Below are 17,760 nucleotides of genomic sequence, written 5' to 3' on the forward strand. Positions count from 1 at the left end.
TCGACCTGGCTGCGGCCGGTCACGACGACGACGCCGGACTGCGCGCGGGCTGAGCCGAGCAGACCAGAAGTCGGCGAACTCTGCGCCGATTCCCGGTGGCCGCGCGGGGATAAACTGGACGTCTGCGCTCCGGCGGTCGCCGGGGCGTTTGTCGTGACGATGTGAACCGGGAGACGACGGTGCCGACCGGCAAGGTCAAGTGGTACGACGCCGAGAAGGGGTTCGGCTTCCTGTCGCAGGAGGGCGGGTCCGACGTCTACGTGCCGAAGGGCGCGCTGCCCCGCGAGGTGGAGTCGCTGAAGTCCGGGCAGCGCGTGGAGTTCGGGATCGCGGAGGGACGGCGCGGCCCGCAGGCGCTGCAGGTCAAGCTCGTCGACCCCGTGCCCTCGGTGGCCGAGGCGGCGCGCCGCTCGCCCGACGAGCTCCACGGCCTCATCGATGACATGATCAAGCTCCTCGAGGCGAAGGTGCAGCCGGACCTGCGGCGCGGCCGCTACCCGGACCGCCGCAACACCAAGCGGCTCGCCGAGGTCGTCCGTGCCGTGGCCCGGGAGCTCGAGGGGTAGGTGCGCTGCTGCGCAGGCATACCTCAGCCGGCCGGGATGGCGGGTGTCGACGTGACCGGCACCGGGGGGCTCGTCGCCGTCGTCGCCGGCGCGGTCGGGATCGTCGGCGGGATGCTCGCGAGCGGCTCGACGAGCTCGGGCAGCAGCGGCTGGCGCGGCGTGCCCCCGCCGCCGACGCTGTCCGGGCCGTTGTTGTTCACGACCTGCAGGACCTGGCGCAGCTTCTGCACGTCGCGGCTCCACGCGTTCGGAGAGCTGGCGTACACCTCGAAGTCCTGGCCGTAGTCCGCGCGGAACTGCGTGCGCATGGTGCCCGCGGGCCCGTTCTCGGCGTTGAAGGCGAACGACGGGCCGTAGGTGTCGTCGACGACGTAGGCGCCGTAGTTCTGCAGCGTCCACGCGATCTGGCGGCCGGGCTCGGTGGTCAGCCCCAGCGAGCTGATGGTCACCGACGGCGGGATCGCGAGCAGCGAGCCCATGCGCATGGCGGTGTTCGTGTTGTCGCCGACCGAGCCGTACCAGCCGACCGCGTAGCTGTCGGACTTCACCGCGGGCCACCGGAAGCACTCGGGGCGTGAGGCGCACCGGCCGAGCTCGCCCCGGGCGTACAAGTTGATCTTCAGCGCGTGCCGCGGGCCCTGCTGGCCCGGCCGCAGCTCGCCGATGCGGATCGAGCCGCCGAGCGCGCTCATGCCCGACCCGCCGTGGGAGCCCTGGATGCCGGGACCGTAGATGTCCTGGTCGGGGTAGCGCACGTAGCTCGTGGCCGGGCCGCCCGCGGCGCAGCGGGCCAGCGGCTGGGTCTGCACGACGGTGCGGCCGTCGGCGGCGATGAAGGCGGCGCTCTGGTTCTTGTTGTCGCTGGGCAGCACGTAGCTCGCCGGGATCGGCACGGTGGCCAGCGTGCTCGCGGGCACGGTGGTCACGCAGCGGTCGCCGCCCCAGCCGCCGGGGCTCGCGAGGATCGGGGTCAGCGGCGCGTCCGGCGTGAGCACCAGGGGCTCGTCGTCGACCTGCGGGACACGGGCGCCGGTGCTGCCGCCGGGCAGCGCGGGCAGGTTCGCCGGCGCGAAGGTCGCGCCGCTGCCGATCGGCATGTTCCAGATGGAGGTCGACGCGAACGGCTGGCGCAGCGGGTCACGCGTCGGCGGCGCGGTGGGCGTCGAGGCCGCCGGGACGGTCCAGCGCATCGCGGTCGCGGTGGTGCAGTTCGCGAGGACCATGCGGGTACCGGCGGTGGTGCCGTTGTTCAGCGGCGCGAGGCAGCGCACGGCCGCCCGGTTGACGATGAGCCCGTCGGGGCGCACCACCCAGTGCTGGCTGTTGTCGGCGGACGCGCAGGTCTGGAGCACGACCGAGGTGCCCGCCGCGGTGCCGTTGTTCAGCGTCCCCAGGCAGCGTCCCGCCGGGGTCTTGATCGCCTCGTCGTTCGCCCACCGGCTGAACTGCTGGGCCCCGACGGTCGCGGCGCCGCACGCGGCGATCTGGATCTTGTTGTTCGCGGCCGTCGCGTTGTTGAGGTTCTCCAGGCACCGGCCCGCGGCGTTGCGGAACTGGCCGAGGACGGTCGCGGCCTCGGCCTGCGGAGCGGCCACGACGGTCGAGAACGCGAGCGCGGAGGCGACGAGCACCCCGGCGGCGAGCCGTCGTGCGGATCTGACGCGCGTCGTACCCATGCGTGAACTCCCCCCGAGAGCGGCCCGTGCCCTCGTGCAGCGTGGCCCTCGGAGCCACCCGCACCCAGCGCCTCACGGGTGGACGCGCGCGACGCCACTCGACGGGATGTCACTGCACCGGGTGGGCGACCCGGTGTATCACCGGTCGTCGACGCTGAGCACCCAGGTGGAACGGGTGGCGAACTCCAGCCCGTTCGGACCCTGACTGATCCGCGCGCCGTACTGCTGGACCTCGGCGCTCTCGAGCTGGTCGGACGCGACGGGCAGGATCAGCGTGAAGCTCGGCGTCGTGCCCGGCGCGAACACCGGGCTGCGACCCTGCTGGACCGCGCCGGCCGGGTCGCGGAAGGTGAAGGCGAGCTGCCAGGGGGTGCCGACGACCTCCTCCGGCACGGTCACGGTCAGCGGCGTGTTCGGCGGGACGCGCAGGACGGCGTTCGCCTCCGGGTCGTCGCCGCACTCGGTGACCTGGACGTCGCAGAACTGGCTCGCGCCGACCGACGTGGTGGCGCCGCCCGCGGCGAACGTGACGTCGCCGGGCGAGGACGGGCCGGCCGTCGCCCGCACGACGAGCACGACGACCACGGCCGCGACGGCGACGAGGAGCACGGCGCCGACGACCACGGTGCGCCGGGACGTCGACCTCACCGACGGCTGCGATCCGGGTCGGGCTCCCCTGTCGGCGTGCTCCCCCTCCGGCTCCGCCCGCGCTGCGGCAGCATCGAGGTCCCTCGCGTGATCAGCACGGTCTGTACCGTACCGATCGCCATCACGACGCCGATGACGGTGAACCCGATCCACCACGTCGGCGGGAGCAGCACCCCGAGCGCGCCGCCGAACACCCAGGACAGCTGCAGGATCGTCTCGGAGCGCCCGAACGCCGAGGCGCGGTTGGCCTCCGGCAGGTCGCGCTGCACCATCGCGTCGAGGCAGACCTTGAGCAGCGCGCTCGTGGTCGCGGCGATCAGGGCGGCCACGGCGGCGGTGGTCAGACCGGTGACCGTCGCGGCGAGGACGACCCCGCCGAGGGCCAGCACCAGGCACACGATCATCAGCACGCGGGGCCGTCCGAACCGCTGCCGGGCACCGATGAAGTTGCCGACGAACCCGCCCGCCCCGGCCGCGGCCCCGACGACCCCGAGCAGGATCAGCTGGTCGCCGGGCGCGCCCTCGGTCTCGTTCTTGACGACGAAGGCGGAGAACAGCATGAGGAACCCGGTGAGGCTGCGGATCGTGCCGTTCGCCCAGAGGGCGGTGACGACGTCGCGGCTCAGCGGGGTGCGGCGGCGCTGCCCGGTCGCGTCGTGCACCGGGAGGATCCGTGTCGGCTCCTCGCCCTCGGTGACCTCGACCCAGGCGGGGATGCGCAGGCACAGCCACACGGCCGCGAGGCAGATCGCGGCGGTGAGCCAGGCGGCGCCGGGCGACCCGAACAGCCACGCGACGCCGGCCGCGATGCCCCCGGCGACGCCCGAGGCGACGAGCCCGAACACGGTGAGCCGCGAGTTCGTCGTCACCAGCGTGATGCCCGGCGGCAGCACCCGCGGCGTCACCGCGGCCTTGAGCACACCGAACGACTTCGACAGCACCATGATCCCGAGCGCGGCGGGGTAGAGCGCCCAGGTGTCCATCCACAGGGCGAGCACGACGGCCAGCACGCCCTGACCGGCCGTGGACACCGCCATGGCGGCGCGCCGACCCTGCTGCAGGCGGTCGAGCGCCGGGCCGATGACGGGCGCGACCAACGCGAACGGCGCCACCGTGATGAGCAGGTAGAGCGCGACGCGGCTCTTGCTCTCGGCGCTGGCCGCGGAGAAGAACAGGGTGTTGGCGAGCGCGACGGCCAGCGTCGCGTCGGAGGCGTAGTTGGCCATCCAGGCGTAGGTCAGCGCGGTGAGCCCCGAGCGGTCGGCACCGTCGGCCGACGCCGCGCGGTGGAACGCCCGCGCGCCCCGCCGGGTCAGGCGCCGGGCCCGCCAGGCCGCGACGCGCGTGACGGTGATCTTCCGGGGCCCGGGGTCGTCGTCGTGCTCTTGCCGCGGGGCGTCGTCCCGCGTCTCGGCGCGGGGGTCGTAGCGGGTGGAGTACCGGGTGTCGTCGTCCGAGCCGTCGCTGTCGTGCGACGGGAACGGCCGCGTCGACCGGGCCGTGGGCGGCAGGCGCTCGGGCCGGCGTCGAGGTCGGGGACCGTACGGATGGGGGGACGGTCCGCTCACCCGTCCATGATGACCGAGGAGTGACCGGCGCTCGACCGCGAGCGTCGGGGCGCCCGCCTCCCGCGCGCACGGGACGGACGGGCACAATCGTGGCGTGGTCCCCGAGCTCGCCGACCGGACTCTCGACGTCGCGCCCACCGTCGCGCCCACCGTCGCCGCCCACCTGGCCGCGGCGGCCGACCTCGCGCGCGCCGCGGCGGTGGAGACCGCCGACGGTGACGCCGCTCAGGTCGGTGCGTCGGTCGCCGTGCGCGCCGAGGACGTCCCCGACGCCGCGACCCACTACTTCGCGGCCGACAAGCCCGGCTACCGGGGCTGGTACTGGGCGGTCACGGTCGCGGGCCCGGAGAGCGACGTCGGGGTCAGCGAGGTCGTGCTGCTGCCCGGGCCGGAGTCGGTCGTGGCGCCGACGTGGGTGCCGTGGACCGACCGCCTCACCGCCGACGACGTCGGCCCCGGCGACCTGCTGCCGGTCGAGGACGACGACGAGCGCCTCGTGCCCGCCTCGGCGGCGCTGGACCCGGAGGACGACGAGGACGGGACCGGCTCCGGCGTCCGCGAGGTCGGCGACGAGCTCGGCATGGGCCGCCCGCGGGTCATGAGCCGCGAGGGCCGCCTGGACGCGGCCGTGCGCTGGGCCGACGGCGACTTCGGCCCGGGCGCGGACATGGCCCGCGCGGCGTCCGCGCACTGCGGGACGTGCGGGTTCTACCTGCCGGTGGCCGGGTCGCTGCGCGCGGCGTTCGGTGTGTGCGGCAACGGCAACGTCCCCGCCGACGGCCGCGTGGTGCACGCCGAGTACGGCTGCGGCGGCCACTCCGAGCTGCAGATCGACAGCGGCGCGGTCGTGGCGGTCGCCGATCTCGTCTACGACGACGGGGTCGAGATGGAGCCGGAGACCACCGCATCGGGCGGCTGAGAACCACTGCGCACCGGGAAAGGGGGAGCGGTGACCCCCGATCCCTTCGACACCGCGGCGTTGCGCCGCGCGGTTCTCGACGCGTGGTCGGCGTCGCCCGCCCGCTTCCGCGAGGACGCCAACGCCGAGGAGGACCTGCTCCGCGGCGGGTACCGCGACCGCTGGTTCGTCGAGCTCGCGCAGAACGCCGCCGACGCCGCGGAACGGGCGGGGACGACGACGGTGCTGCGGGTGCGGTACTCCGACGGCGTGGTGCACGTCGCCAACTCCGGCGTCCCGCTGGACGCCGACGGCGTCGCCGGTCTCGCGTCGCTGCGCGCGTCGGCCAAGCGCGACGACGGCGGGGTCGGGCGGTTCGGTGTCGGGTTCGCGGCGGTCACGGCGATCAGCGACGCCCCGCGCGTCGTCACGCGGACCGCCGGGGTGGTCTTCGACCGTGCCCGCACGGCCTCCGAGGTCGCCGACCTGGGCGTCCCCGACCTCACCGACGAGCTGGCCCGCCGCGACGGCGCGGCCCCGGCGCTGCGGCTCGTGTGGCCCACCGACGCCGGCGAACCGAGCCCGCCCCCGGGCACCGACACCGAGGTCCGGCTGCCACTGCGCCCTGGCGTCGACGCGGGCGAGCTGCTCGCCGCCGCCGCGGCCCAGGCGCCCGACCTGCTGCTCGCCCTGCCCGCGCTGCACGCGGTCGACCTCCCGGACGGGGTGGTGGCGCGCACCGCCGAGGGTGACCTCGTGCGCGTCGGCGACCGCGCCTGGCACGTGCTGCGCGCCGAGGGCACGATCCCGGTCGAACTGCTCGCCGACCTGGCCGTCGAGGACCGGGCCCGCACCGGGTGGCGGGTGACGTGGGCGGCGGCAGCCGACGGTCCCGCCGGCCCGGACGTCCTGCATGCCCCCACCCCGACCGACGAGCCGACCACCCTGCCCGCGCGCCTGCTGGCGACCGTGCCGCTCGACCCCGACCGGCGCCACGTGCGCCCCGGCGCGGTCACCGAGCACGTCTTGCGCGCCGCGGCGGCCTGCTACCCCGATCTCGTGCGCGCCCGCCCGGCCGAGGAGCGCCCGGCGCTGGTGCCGCTGCCGGCGCTGCCCGCGTCGGCGGTCGACGCCACCCTGCGCGACGCGGTGCTCGAGGCGCTGCGGGCGACGCCGTGGCTCCCTGCGGTCGCCGGGGAGGACCTGGCGCCGGCGAACGCCCAGGTGCTCGACCTGGGGGTGGCGCCGGACGGTCTCGGTGAGCAGCTCGCCGACGTGCTGCCCGGGCTCGTCGACACCGTGCTCGCCGCGCCTCGCCACGCCCCGGCGCTCGCGGCGGTCGGGGTCCCGCGGGTCGGGCCCGCCGCGCTCGCCGAGGCGCTCGCCGGGCTCGACCGCCCCGTGGACTGGTGGCGCGCGCTGTACGGGCGGCTCGCGCTGCTGGCCACGCCCGGCACGCGCGACGAGCTCGCCGGCCTGCCCGTCCCGCTGGCCGACGGCAGGCTGGTCGGCGGCGCTCGGGGGGTTCTGCTGGCCGGCGGGGACCCGGCGCTCGCGGCCCGCCTCGCCGCGGCCGACATCCCCGGGCTGCGCGTCGCCGCTCCGGGTCTGGCCGACGAGCCGGCAGCCCGCGACCTGCTCGTCGCCCTCGGTGCCCGCCGCGTGGACGGTGCCGCGCTGCTCGCCGACCCGGCCCTGCGCGAGGCCGTCGACCGCTCCGTCGACGACGCCGAGGCGGGCGGGCGGGCGGGAGGGGACCTCGACGCCCTCGATGCCGTCGACGCGCTCGGTGCCCTGGTGCTCGCGCTCGTGGCGGCCCGGGGAGCGGCCGGGGGAGACGCCGACCGCGATCTCGGGGCGGTCGCGCTGCGCGACAGCGAGGGCGGCTACCGGCGCGCCGACGAGCTCGTCCTGCCCGACGGCGCGCTGCGCGGGCTCGTCGACCCCGACGGGCCGCTCGGGGTGCTCGACCCCGCCGTCGCCGGGGCCCACCCGCGCCACGTGCTCACCGCGGTGGGCGTGCTCGACGGGTTCGCGATCCTGCGCGACGACGACCCTGCGGGGCCCGACCACGACCTCGACGACGAGGAGACGTGGTGGGCCGAGGAGATCGATCCGGTGGCCGACCGCCCCGACGGCCCCGACGGAGAGGCGCCGGGCCCGATGGTGGCCGTGCGCGATCTCGAGCTGGTCGCCGCGGACCGCTGGGACGCGGCCTGGTCCGTGCTGGCCGGTGACCGGGAGGTCCGCGAGGCGCTCGGCGGCGCCCGCCCGGTGGAGTCACTCGCCCCGCACGCCGGCGACGGCCCGCGCCCGTACACCGCCTGGTGGCTCGGGCGGTACGGGCGCCTCGCCGGGCGCCCGCCCACGTCCTGGCGCCTGCCCGGCGTGAGCGCGGTGGAGGGGCTCTACGACGCGGTCCCCGGCGACGTCGCCGCCCGCCTCGACCCGGCGTTCCTCGCGGCGATCGGCGTCCGCACGCGCGCGCGGGTGGACTCCACCGAGGACGCCGGCGACCTGCTGGCCCGCCTCGCCGAACCCGCCCGCGTGGTGCCCCCGGCGCGCGCGGCCGCCGCGCACGCCGCGCTCGCCGACGCGGTGGCCGCCGGGCGCGTCAGCGTCGCCGACGTCGAGCCGCCCGACCGCGTGCGCACCGCCGACGGCGGGGTGCACGACGCCGACCCGCACCGGGGCGTCCCGCCGGCGGTGCTCGACCGTGCCCAGCTCGCCGGCGTCCTCCCGCACGGGGTGCTCGTCCTGCCCGGCACCGGTGACCCGGCGCTGCTCGCCGACCTGCTCGACCTCGCGCCCGCGTCCGAGCGCGTGCGGGTGACCGTCCGCGAGGGCGGGCGCGCGGTGCCGTGGGAGGAGCTGCCCGAGGCCGTCGCCTGGGCGTCGGCGCTGCGCCGCCCGCTGCCCGACGGCGCGCTCGTCCTGCACGAGCGCCTGCGCGTGCTCGTCGTCGACGACGAGCGCGGCGGCGCGCCCGTCGAGTACACCCCGTCGGCGTGGGTCGACGACGACGGGGTCGTGCACGCCGACGACCCGGTGCGCGGACTCCTCGCCGCCCTGGCCGTCAGAGCTTCTGCGCGCCCTTGACCCCGCGCCGGAGCGCACGGCGCTGCAGGGCGAGCACGCCGAGGCCCAGGGCGCCGAGCCCGAGCCCGATGAGCGCCGCGGCGAACCAGACGTCGAGCGGGCGCACGCCGAGCGCGGCGAGCACCCCGAGGACGACGGCGACCGCCAGCCACACCGCCGAGCCCGCGAGGACGACGGGGACCGGGTCGGTGAGCCGGCGCGGCAGGGGCGGCGGCTCGGCGTGCAGATCGAACCGTCGGGCCACGCCGTGCACCCTACGTGAGGGAAACTCTGCGTTGCGCCGCCGAGATCACCGACATGAACGACGTGTGATCCGGCTAGCCTGCCGCCCGTGTTGCAGCGCTTCTTCCGCCTGAACGAGCGCGGGACCTCGGTCGGTCGTGAGGTCCGCGGCGGCGTCGTCACCTTCGTGACGATGGCCTACATCGTGGTCCTCAACCCCCTGATCCTCGGCAGCATCGACCCGGCCTCGCCGTCGGCGAAGCGCGACATCCTCGGGGCGACGCTGACCGTGCCGCAGGTCGCGGCCGTGACCGCCCTGGTCGCCGGCGTCATGACGATCATCTTCGGCCTGGTCGCGAACCTCCCGTTCGCGATGGCGACGGGGCTGGGCATAAACACCCTGGTCGCGGTGACCATCGTGCCGCAGGTCACCTGGCCCGAGGCGATGGGCCTCGTGGTGGTCAACGGCATCATCATCGTGATCCTCGGTCTCACCGGGTTCCGGACCGCCGTCTTCAACGCCATCCCCGACCCACTCAAGATCGCCATCGCGGCCGGGATCGGCGCGTTCATCGCGTTCATCGGGCTCGTCGACGCCGGGTTCGTGCGCCGGCTGCCCGACGCCGCGAACACCACGGTGCCCGTCGGCCTGGGCATCGAGGGCTCGATCGCGTCCTGGCCGACCGCGGTGTTCTGCATCGGGCTGCTGCTCACCGGCGTGCTCGTCGCCCGCAACATCCGCGCCGGCATCCTGCTCGGGGTCCTGGGCACGACCGTGCTCGCGATCGTCGTCGAGGCCATCGTCGCGGTCGGGCCGTCGAACGGCACCAACCCGGAGGGCTGGAACCTCGGCTACCCGGGACTGCCGGACTCGATCGTGTCGCTGCCCGACCTCTCGCTGGTCGGCGACGTCTCGCTCGGCGCGTTCGCGCGGCTGCCCGCGCTGGCGGTCACGCTGCTGGTCTTCACGCTCGTGCTCGCCAACTTCTTCGACGCGATGGGGACCATGACCGGCCTCGGTCGCCAGGCGGGGCTGCTCGACGAGAAGGGCCAGCTGCCCAACATCGGGCGCGCCCTGGTCGTCGAGGGCGCCGGCGCGGTGGCCGGCGGCGCGGCGTCGTCGAGCTCCAACACCGTGTTCGTCGAGTCGGCGTCGGGTATCGCGGAGGGCGCGCGCACCGGGCTCGCCAACGTCGTCACCGGCCTGCTGTTCCTGGTCGCGATGTTCTTCACCCCGCTCTACGAGATCGTGCCGGTCGAGGCGGCCGCGCCGGCGCTCGTCATCGTCGGCGCGCTGATGATCGGCGGCGTCCGCGACGTCGAGTGGTCGGACTTCTCGGTGGCGCTGCCGGTGTTCCTGACGATCGTGGTCATGCCGTTCACCTACTCGATCGCCAACGGCATCGGCGCGGGGTTCATCAGTTGGGTGCTGCTGCGCACCGCCACCGGCCGCGTGCGCGAGATCCACCCGCTGATGTGGGTCGTCGCCGTCGCGTTCGTCCTCTACTTCGCGGTCACACCGTTGCGGGTGCTGTTCGGGCTGTGAGGTCCGTGCCCCTGCCCCGGTCGTCGCCGACCGATCATGCTGGTGCCGGGTCGGCCCCGTCTCCCCGACTGTGACCGACCCCGGGCTGCGGTTGACAGGGCCCGGCGGTCCCGGAAGCGTCGCGCAGCAATGGGTTGGGCACTGCTGACGCGCCGGCGTCACGTCGACTTCGGGCTGCTCGCGACCGCGATCTGTCGCTGAGCCCCCGTTCGTCCCGTCCTGTCCTCTCCGCGTGCGATCGCGCGCGTCCTCACACCCCCTCGACGAGGAGGCATCCCGCCGTGTCCGTCGGCATCCCCACCAAGCCGCTGCGTTTCGCCTACTGGGTCCCCAACGTCTCGGGCGGTCTGGTCACCAGCGACATCGAGCAGCGCACCGACTGGAACTGGGAGTACAACCGCGACACCGCGATCGCGGCGGAGAACTCCGGGTTCGAGTTCGCGCTCTCCCAGGTCCGCTACATGGCCAGCTACTCCGCGGAGTACCAGCACGAGTCGACGTCGCTCTCGACCGCGCTGATGATGGCCACCGAGCGCCTCAAGGTCATGGCCGCGGTGCACCCGGGCCTGTGGCACCCGGGCGTGTTCGCGAACATGGGCGCGACCGTCGACCACCTCACCGCCTCGACCGGCCACGGCGGGCGCTTCGCCACGAACATCGTCTCGGGCTGGTTCAAGGGCGAGTTCACCGCGTTCGGCGAGCCGTGGCTCGAGCACGACGAGCGCTACCGGCGCACCGAGGAGTTCATCCGCTGCCTCAAGGGCATCTGGGAGTCCGACGACTTCACCTTCCGCGGCGACTTCTACCGGTTCCACGACTACTCGCTGAAGCCCAAGCCGCTGAACACCCCGGAGCGGCCGCACCCGGAGATCTTCCAGGGCGGCAACTCCACGGCCGCCCGGCAGATGGCCGGCCGCGTCTCGGACTTCTACTTCTCGAACGGCAAGGACTTCGACGGCGTCGTCGAGCAGCTGCACGACGTCAACACCGCGGCCGCCGAGAACAACCGCACGGTGAACTTCGGCCTCAACGGCTTCATGATCGTCCGGGATTCGGAGAAGGAGGCCCGCGACACCCTGCGCGAGATCGTCGACAAGGCGAACAAGGAGCAGGTCGAGGGCTTCCGCCAGGCCGTGCAGCAGGCCGGCGCGTCGGCGTCGGACGGCAAGGGCATGTGGGCGGAGTCGTCGTTCTCCGACCTCGTGCAGTACAACGACGGCTTCAAGACGCAGCTGATCGGCACCGCGGAGCAGGTCGCCGACCGGATCATCGAGTACAAGAAGCTCGGAGTCGACCTCAACCTCCTGTGCTTCCTGCACGTGAAGGAGGAGATCGAGCAGTTCGGCAAGGACGTCCTGCCGATCATCCGCGAGAAGGAGGCGGAGCTCCCCGACGCCGAACCGGCCCCGGCGCTCGCCCAGGCCTGACCCGGCCCGGCCCTCCCCTGGGGGCGGTTACTGGCTGGTATCGCTCGCCAGGCGAGCGATACCAGCCAGTAACCCGAGACACGGCGCCCGGCGCGAGAACGATGGAGCCGCGGACCCGCCGGCTGCGTCGAAGCGGGTGTGGAACTCCTCGAACTCCTGCGCACGCAGGACGGTCTGGTCCGCCACGACCAGGCCCGGGATCTCGGCATGTCCCGGCCGCCGTCGGGCGGCGCCTCGCCTCCGCGGAGTGGCTCGAGGTCTATCCGCGCGTCTACCGCTCGGCCTCGCACGAGTTGACGCCGCGCGCGGCACTCCGAGGCGCGGCGCTGGAGGCCGCCGGGTCGCTCGGGCTCCTCGAGGGCACGCGTCTCCTGGACCGTGCGCTGCCGCAGGGACGCGTCGGGCTCCCGGCGTTGCGCAGGGCTCTGGAAGACATGGGACGGCGTCACGGAGTGGTGCTCGCGCGCCGGCTGGTCGCGCTCGCCGAAGGCGGAGCCCGGTCGGAGGCGGAACGGACGGCGCATCGTCGGCTCGCCCGTGCCCGGATCACCGGAGGGACCGCGAACCTGCCCATCGACCTTCCCGGCTTCGGTCGCGCGGTCCTCGACATCGCCTTCCCCGAGCACCGGATCGCGATCGAGATCGACGGCTGGGCGTTCCACCGCGACATCGACCGCTTCCGGCGCGACACCCTGTGCCGCAGCTCCGCGGCGCCCCCGAGGACGGCGACCGCCTCCGCCACCGCGACGGCCTCCGCGCCGGTGTCGCGCACCCGGCGCGCGCCACGAACGTCCCGACGACGCCGGGCGCGAGCGCGGCCACCCCCTCGGGCCCGGTGTCCCCCGACTCCAGCACCGTCTCGAGCTGGGCCGTGACCAGTAGGGGAGCCGCGTCTTGCCGATCCCGGGCGGGCCCTCGACCCAGGCGAGGGCGCCGCGCCCCCTACTGCGACCCGATGTGAGCACTTTCCGGGCCTATAGCCCCGGAAAGTGCTCACATACGCCGAACGGCCGACCGGCCCAGGCGGACCGCGTAGACGACGGCGCTGGCGAGGAAGAGGACGGCGGTGACGAGCAGCCATCGGCTCACGTGGTCGACGGTCGGCGGCAGTCCGGCGGCGAAGGCCAGCACCTCGGCGCCGCCGCCCGAGATCGTCGGGAACCAGATCAGCCCGACGAGCGCGGACCCGAGCACCGGCAGGCGCAGGTGGTTGGTCGCGGCCACCGTCACCGGTCGCGACGACACCCGCCGGCGCACCGACCGGGCGAGCACGAGGGAGCGGTCGGCGAGCGCGTACAGGGGGTAGAGGACGAGATCGTGGCCGATCACCGCGGCGGCGAACCAGATCGCCATCGTCACCGCGCCCGGGTTCGGCACCAGTGCCAGCACGGCGGCGCCCGTGAGCGCGAAGCAGCCGAGCAGGGCGAGCAGGTGCAGCGGGTTCGCGCCGTAGACGCGCCGGAACCAGGCCGGCAGGCGCCCCATCAGGCGGCCCGGAAGTCGATCGCGCCGACCCACTTGGTGTTGTGGACGCCGGGCAGCGCCGGGACGATCACGCGCGCCGGGAAGCCGTGGTCGAGCGAGAGGTCCGCCATCGGGCCGCCCGAGTCGTCGCCCACCCGCAGGGCCAGCAGCGAGTCCGGGTCGAGTACCTGGTTGCCCTGCAGCGTCACCCGCGCGAACGGGCCGGCGCGCTCGAGCGACTGGACGAACGCGTTCGCGGGCGCGGCGACACCGGCCCGGGAGGCCAGGTCGCGCAGCCGCACCCCGCTCCACGTCCGCGTCACCGACCACCCCTCGACGCAGGCGATCGGCAGGGTCGCCGTGTGCTGGGGCATCGCGGCGAGCGCCTCCCGGCCCAGGCGCACCTCGCCGGACGGGCCGCCGCGCAGGACGAGGGCGTAGCCGTCGCCGACCCCCGGCCCGATCCCCGCGGCGAACGCCGTGCGGTTGACCTGGAAGTCGTTCGGGCCGGTGCCGTACGAGCGCCCGCGCGGCGAGAGGACCGCCAGCGGGCGCAGCGCGTCGACCGTCGTCCCGATCGTCAGCAGCCCGACCAGTGCGCTGCCCCCGGCGACGGTGCCGAGCAGCGTGCGCCGGCTCATCGTCGGCGGGCTGGGTGCGACGGCGACGAGGCCGTGCTCGTCGCGGGGCTCGGGCACCGTGTCGTCGACCGGGTCGTGCAGCCACCGGCCCGGCCCCCCGGAGCGCAGCGACCGCACCATCGTCGGCAGCTTGATCAGCACGTGGGAGACGAACCCGCCGATGAACACCCACGCCCCCCAGTAGTGGGCGGTGTAGAAGTCGAAGCCGAACGAGTAGTCGTACTGGATGTTCATGATGCCGGTGACCAGCTCGAACAGGATCCCGCCGACGAGCGCGAGCAGCGAGACGCGCTCCAGCAGCTGGGCGACCGAGCGCACCGGGGGCCAGGCGAAGAGCTTCGGCACCACCGACCACAGCTTGGCCAGCACCACCGGCACCAGGACCAGCCCGAGCCCGACGTGGAGCCCCTGGGTGAGGCGGTAGAGCCACGACGGCGAGGTGGGCCAGTCGCCCAGCGGCAGGCGCAGCACCCCGACGTCGGCCGGGATCGCCTGGCCGAACTGCGGGCCGTACGCGAGGTACGAGAGCAGCCCCGTGACGATCACGATCGGCAGCCCGACGAGGAGCACGAGCCCGAACACCGAGGTCAGCCACGGACCGCGCAGCGGGCTGCGCCACGTGCGCGGGGAGAACGGCGGCGGCACGGGAGGGTGCCGGACGCCGTCGGCGGGCTCGCTCGTGCGCGTCACCGTGGGTGGTCCTCTTCTCGGGCTGGAACGCTGCACGTGGTCGTCCGCCGGAGAACGGGTACCGGTTCGACGGAACACCGAATCCCCCACGAGCGAAGGAGCCCCGGGTGGCGGACAACATCTACCGGAAGACCGAGGTCGTCGGCACCTCCAGCGAGAGCGTCGACGAGGCCATCCGCGGCGCCGTGCGCCGGGCCTCGGAGAGCCTGCGCCAGGTCAGCTGGTTCGAGGTCTCGGAGATTCGCGGGCACGTCGAGAACGGCGAGGTCGGGCACTTCCAGGTGACCCTGAACATCGGCTTCGCCCTCGAGGACACCAAGCCCTGAGTGGGCGTGGTGATGTCAGCGGCGTGGCGCTACGGACACTGAACGTCTGCAGCGCCACGTCGCTGACGTCGCGGAAGGCCCCAACTCGTTAGGTAAGCTCATCAATATGGCGTGCGATGGCGATCTCCGGTGAGCGAGGTCGACAGCACGCACCCCGAGAGCGCGCGGGGCAGCGTCTTCGCGGCCCTCAGGGTCCGCAACTACCGTCTCTTCGCCTCCGGTCAGGTCGTCTCGCTGGTCGGGACATGGATGCAGCGGGTCGCCCAGGACTGGCTCGTCCTCGAGCTCTCCGGCGGCAGCCCGGTCGCCCTCGGCGTCGCCGCGGCGCTGCAGTTCGGGCCCACCCTGCTGCTGAGCCTCTGGGGCGGGTCGATCGCCGACCGCTACGACAAGCGCCGCCTGCTCATGGGTCTGCAGGTCGCCATGGGCGCGTGCGCGCTCGTGCTCGGCCTGCTCGACGTCACGGGCCTGGTGACGATCGCCCAGGTCTATGTCCTGTGCGTGCTGCTGGGCTGCTTCTCGGCGCTCGACGGCCCGGTGCGCCAGTCGTTCGCCGGCGAGATGGTCGGCTCCGGCGCGCTGGCGAACGCCGTCGCGCTGAACTCGATGACGTTCAACACCGCGCGCGTCCTCGGGCCGGCGGTCGCGGGCCTGCTCGTCGCCGGGGTCGGCACCGGCTGGGTCTTCCTCATCAACGCGGTCACGTTCGCCGCGGTCCTCGTCGGCCTCGCGCGGATGCGGCCGGCCGAGATGTTCGCCTACGCCCGCGCCCCGCGGGAGCCGGGTGCGATCCGCGCCGGGCTGCGCGAGGTCCGCCGGCGCCCCGACGTGGTGCTGCTGCTCGTGCTCGTCTGCTTCGTCTCGACGCTCGGCATCAACTTCTTCGTGACGCTGGCCATCGTCGCCCGCAACGTCTTCGGGCGCGGCGCCGAGTCCTACGGCCTGCTGACCTCCGCGCTCGCCGTCGGCTGCCTGCTCGGGGCGTTCACCGCCGCTCGCCGGGTAGGCCGCCCGCGCCTGCGCACGGTGGTCGTCGCCGCGGTCGTGTTCGGGGCCTGCGAGGTCGCGGCCGGGCTCATGCCCAGCTACCCGCTGGTCGCGCTCCTGCTCGTGCCCACGGGCGCGGCGCAGCTGCTGTTCACCAGCGCCGCGAACGCCGCCGTCCAGCTCGGCGTCGACGAGCAGGTGCGCGGGCGCGTCATGGGCCTGTGGATGGTCGTCCTGCTCGGCGGCACCCCGGTGGGCGGGCCGGCGCTGGGATGGCTCGCCGAGGAGCTCGGCGGGCGCGCCCCGCTGGTGCTCGGCGGGGCGGCATCGGTGGTCGCCGCGGTGGTCGTCGCCGCGGTGTGGATGGTGCTGCAGCGGCGGCGCGGTCAGTCCAGCGGCCAGTCGTGCACGGGCACGTTGGCCTCCATGCCCTCCAGGTAGCGCTTCATCATCTCCATCACCGCGTTGCCCCGGTCGAGCCCGCGGCGCTCGGCCTGCGCGACGGCGCGCACCTGCCACGTGGCGCCCGTCGAGCGGCGCACGCAGCGCTGCTCGATCACCGACAGGTAGCGGTCCGCCGCCTCGGAGTCGACGCCCCAGGCGGCGAGGCCCTCCTGCGCCAGCGGCAGCATGCGGCGCAGCACCAGCTCGTCGGCGCGCACGGTGCCGATGCCCGGCCAGTACAGGGCGGCCTCGATGCCGTGCCGTGCGCCGGCGGTGAAGTTCGCCTCGGCCGCGTCGAACGACATCAGCTGCCACGGCGGGCGGTCGGACTCCGCAAGGGCCCGGATCACGCCGTAGAAGAACATCGCGTTGGCCACCGCGTCGACCGCGGTCGGGCCCGCGGGCAGCACGCGGTTCTCCAGGCGCAGGTGCGCGACGCCGCCGGCGACGTCGTACACCGGGCGGTTCCAGCGCCACACCGTGCCGTTGTGCAGCCGCAGCTCCTGCAGGCTCGGGGGACGGCCCGCGTCGAGCTCGGCGAACGGGTCCTCGTCCTCGGCCAGGGGCAGCAGCGCGCCGAAGTAGCGGACGTTCTCCTCGAACAGGTCGTAGGCCGACTGGGCCCACCGGTCGCCGAACCACACCCGCGGCCGGACGCCCTGGTTGCGCAGCTCGACGGGGCGGGTGTCGACGGCCTGGGTGAACAGCGGGATCCGGGTCTCGGCCCAGAGCCGGCGGCCCAGCAGGAACGGCGAGTTCGCCGCGAGCGCCACCTGCAGCCCGGCGATGGCCTGCGCGGCGTTCCAGTACGCCGGGAAGAGGTCCGGGGTGAGCTGGAGGTGCAGCTGCAGCGACGTGCACGCCGCCTCGGGAGCGATCGAGTCGACGTCGAGGACGAGGTGCTCGGCGGGCCCGCCGTCGCCGGGGCCGTGGCGGGAGGCCGGCGGCTCGGTGATGTCGAGGCGGAACGGCTCGCCGCGCGCGGTGAGCATCTGCCGGTTCAGCAGTGCGTAGCGGGGGTCCTCGGTGAGCTGGTCGGACGCGAGGTGCTCCGCGGCGAGGGTCGGCAGGATGCCGATCGTGACCGCCCGGGCGCCCAGGTCGCGGGCGCAGTCACCGGCCGACCAGGTCGCGTCGAGCATGTCCTGCTCGAGATCCCGGGCGGTGGCGCCGGGCAGCAGCCGGGGCGGCAGGTTGATCTCGAGGTTCCAGCGGCCGAGCTCCGAGGTCAGGACGTCGGAGGCGGAACGGTCGAGCACGGCGTGGTTGAGCATCGCCGGCCGCATGTCCTCGTCGACCAGCGCGAGCTCGATCTCGACGCCGGTGCTCGGCTCGGCACCGGCGAAGCGACCCTCGCTCACCATCGTCCCGAAGGCCTCGAGGCACCGGTGGATCCGATGCCGGTAACGAGCCTGGTCCGAGGCGGTGAAGAGGGTGGCGGTGAGGTGCTGGCCCATTACCCGCCCGGCTCCCGTCCACGATCCGACAACCACCGCGCCCCGCCCGCGGGCGGCGCGCGGCACCTCACGCGAACCCCGACGAGCGGCCACGCTGACAC

At 74.4% G+C, this 17,760-nt stretch carries 14 protein-coding genes; 7 read left to right on the top strand and 7 right to left on the bottom strand.

Going from position 1 to position 17,760, the window contains the following annotated elements; all coding sequences use genetic code 11:
* Nucleotides 1-179 precede the first annotated feature (179 nt).
* Entirely contained in the window at nucleotides 180-566 is a 387-nt protein-coding gene (locus AC2A1K_RS17185) for a cold-shock protein (RefSeq protein ID WP_483897590.1), read from the top strand.
* A gap of 23 nt (nucleotides 567-589) precedes the next feature.
* Here the strand turns inward: AC2A1K_RS17185 and AC2A1K_RS17190 are convergent, their stop codons facing one another.
* From AC2A1K_RS17190 to AC2A1K_RS17200, 3 genes are all read right to left on the bottom strand, one after another.
* The gene (locus tag AC2A1K_RS17190; RefSeq protein WP_483897521.1) at nucleotides 590-2,242 is read right to left on the bottom strand and encodes a ricin-type beta-trefoil lectin domain protein; all 1,653 of its coding nucleotides are present in this window, start codon (nucleotides 2,240-2,242) and stop codon (nucleotides 590-592) included.
* A 138-nt stretch (nucleotides 2,243-2,380) separates the two neighbouring features.
* Nucleotides 2,381-2,890 (bottom strand): DUF2771 family protein, encoded by a 510-nt coding sequence (locus AC2A1K_RS17195; protein WP_483897522.1) that lies wholly within the window; start codon nucleotides 2,888-2,890, stop codon nucleotides 2,381-2,383.
* The gene (locus tag AC2A1K_RS17200; RefSeq protein ID WP_483897523.1) at nucleotides 2,887-4,458 is read right to left on the bottom strand and encodes an MFS transporter; all 1,572 of its coding nucleotides are present in this window, start codon (nucleotides 4,456-4,458) and stop codon (nucleotides 2,887-2,889) included. The genes AC2A1K_RS17195 and AC2A1K_RS17200 overlap by 4 nt, the downstream gene beginning before the upstream one ends.
* Before the next feature lie 94 nt (nucleotides 4,459-4,552).
* Between AC2A1K_RS17200 and AC2A1K_RS17205 the strand changes: the two genes are divergently transcribed.
* Together AC2A1K_RS17205 and AC2A1K_RS17210 are read left to right on the top strand one after the other, a co-directional pair.
* A complete protein-coding gene (locus tag AC2A1K_RS17205) occupies nucleotides 4,553-5,377 on the top strand; it encodes a DUF3027 domain-containing protein (protein ID WP_483897524.1) in 825 nt (274 codons plus the stop codon).
* Nucleotides 5,378-5,407: 30 nt separating this feature from the next.
* Complete coding sequence (locus tag AC2A1K_RS17210; protein ID WP_483897525.1) at nucleotides 5,408-8,455, top strand: sacsin N-terminal ATP-binding-like domain-containing protein; 3,048 nt, start codon at nucleotides 5,408-5,410, stop codon at nucleotides 8,453-8,455.
* On the opposite strand, the gene AC2A1K_RS17215 is transcribed toward AC2A1K_RS17210, so the two are convergent.
* The gene (locus AC2A1K_RS17215) at nucleotides 8,433-8,699 is read right to left on the bottom strand and encodes a DUF2530 domain-containing protein (RefSeq protein ID WP_483897526.1); all 267 of its coding nucleotides are present in this window, start codon (nucleotides 8,697-8,699) and stop codon (nucleotides 8,433-8,435) included. The two genes, AC2A1K_RS17210 and AC2A1K_RS17215, sit on opposite strands and share 23 nt — an antisense overlap.
* A 78-nt stretch (nucleotides 8,700-8,777) precedes the next feature.
* On the opposite strand from AC2A1K_RS17215, the gene AC2A1K_RS17220 reads away from it, so the two are divergent.
* Both AC2A1K_RS17220 and sfnG read left to right on the top strand, forming a co-directional pair.
* Nucleotides 8,778-10,223, top strand: a complete 1,446-nt coding sequence (locus tag AC2A1K_RS17220) for an NCS2 family permease (protein ID WP_483897591.1) — start codon at nucleotides 8,778-8,780, stop codon at nucleotides 10,221-10,223.
* Between the two features lie 281 nt (nucleotides 10,224-10,504).
* The gene (gene sfnG, locus AC2A1K_RS17225; protein WP_483897527.1) at nucleotides 10,505-11,650 is read left to right on the top strand and encodes a dimethylsulfone monooxygenase SfnG; all 1,146 of its coding nucleotides are present in this window, start codon (nucleotides 10,505-10,507) and stop codon (nucleotides 11,648-11,650) included.
* A 993-nt stretch (nucleotides 11,651-12,643) separates the two neighbouring features.
* Here sfnG and AC2A1K_RS17230 read toward each other — a convergent pair.
* Both AC2A1K_RS17230 and AC2A1K_RS17235 read right to left on the bottom strand, forming a co-directional pair.
* A complete protein-coding gene (locus tag AC2A1K_RS17230) occupies nucleotides 12,644-13,135 on the bottom strand; it encodes a hypothetical protein (protein ID WP_483897528.1) in 492 nt (163 codons plus the stop codon).
* On the bottom strand, nucleotides 13,135-14,445 hold the full coding sequence (locus tag AC2A1K_RS17235) for a molybdopterin-dependent oxidoreductase (RefSeq protein ID WP_483897529.1): 1,311 nt from the start codon (nucleotides 14,443-14,445) through the stop codon (nucleotides 13,135-13,137). The genes AC2A1K_RS17230 and AC2A1K_RS17235 overlap by 1 nt, the downstream gene beginning before the upstream one ends.
* Nucleotides 14,446-14,552: 107 nt before the next feature.
* Here AC2A1K_RS17235 and AC2A1K_RS17240 point away from each other — a divergent pair, with 107 nt between their 5' ends.
* Both AC2A1K_RS17240 and AC2A1K_RS17245 read left to right on the top strand, forming a co-directional pair.
* Complete coding sequence (locus AC2A1K_RS17240) at nucleotides 14,553-14,771, top strand: dodecin (RefSeq protein ID WP_285650546.1); 219 nt, start codon at nucleotides 14,553-14,555, stop codon at nucleotides 14,769-14,771.
* 129 nt (nucleotides 14,772-14,900) lie between these two features.
* On the top strand, nucleotides 14,901-16,199 hold the full coding sequence (locus AC2A1K_RS17245) for an MFS transporter (protein ID WP_483897530.1): 1,299 nt from the start codon (nucleotides 14,901-14,903) through the stop codon (nucleotides 16,197-16,199).
* Here the strand turns inward: AC2A1K_RS17245 and AC2A1K_RS17250 are convergent.
* On the bottom strand, nucleotides 16,145-17,659 hold the full coding sequence (locus tag AC2A1K_RS17250) for a glutamate-cysteine ligase family protein (protein WP_483897531.1): 1,515 nt from the start codon (nucleotides 17,657-17,659) through the stop codon (nucleotides 16,145-16,147). The genes AC2A1K_RS17245 and AC2A1K_RS17250 overlap by 55 nt on opposite strands.
* Nucleotides 17,660-17,760: the final 101 nt, after the last annotated feature.

This window comes from Actinomycetospora sp. 2LY8.5 (genome assembly GCF_057180585.1).

Excerpts from the sequence above, each read along its gene's own strand:
- AC2A1K_RS17190 (WP_483897521.1), bottom strand. The coding sequence starts at position 2,242 with ATGGGTACGACGCGCGTCAGATCCGCACGACGGCTCGCCGCCGGGGTG.
- AC2A1K_RS17250 (WP_483897531.1), bottom strand. The coding sequence starts at position 17,659 with ATGGGCCAGCACCTCACCGCCACCCTCTTCACCGCCTCGGACCAGGCT.
- AC2A1K_RS17230 (WP_483897528.1), bottom strand. The coding sequence starts at position 13,135 with ATGGGGCGCCTGCCGGCCTGGTTCCGGCGCGTCTACGGCGCGAACCCG.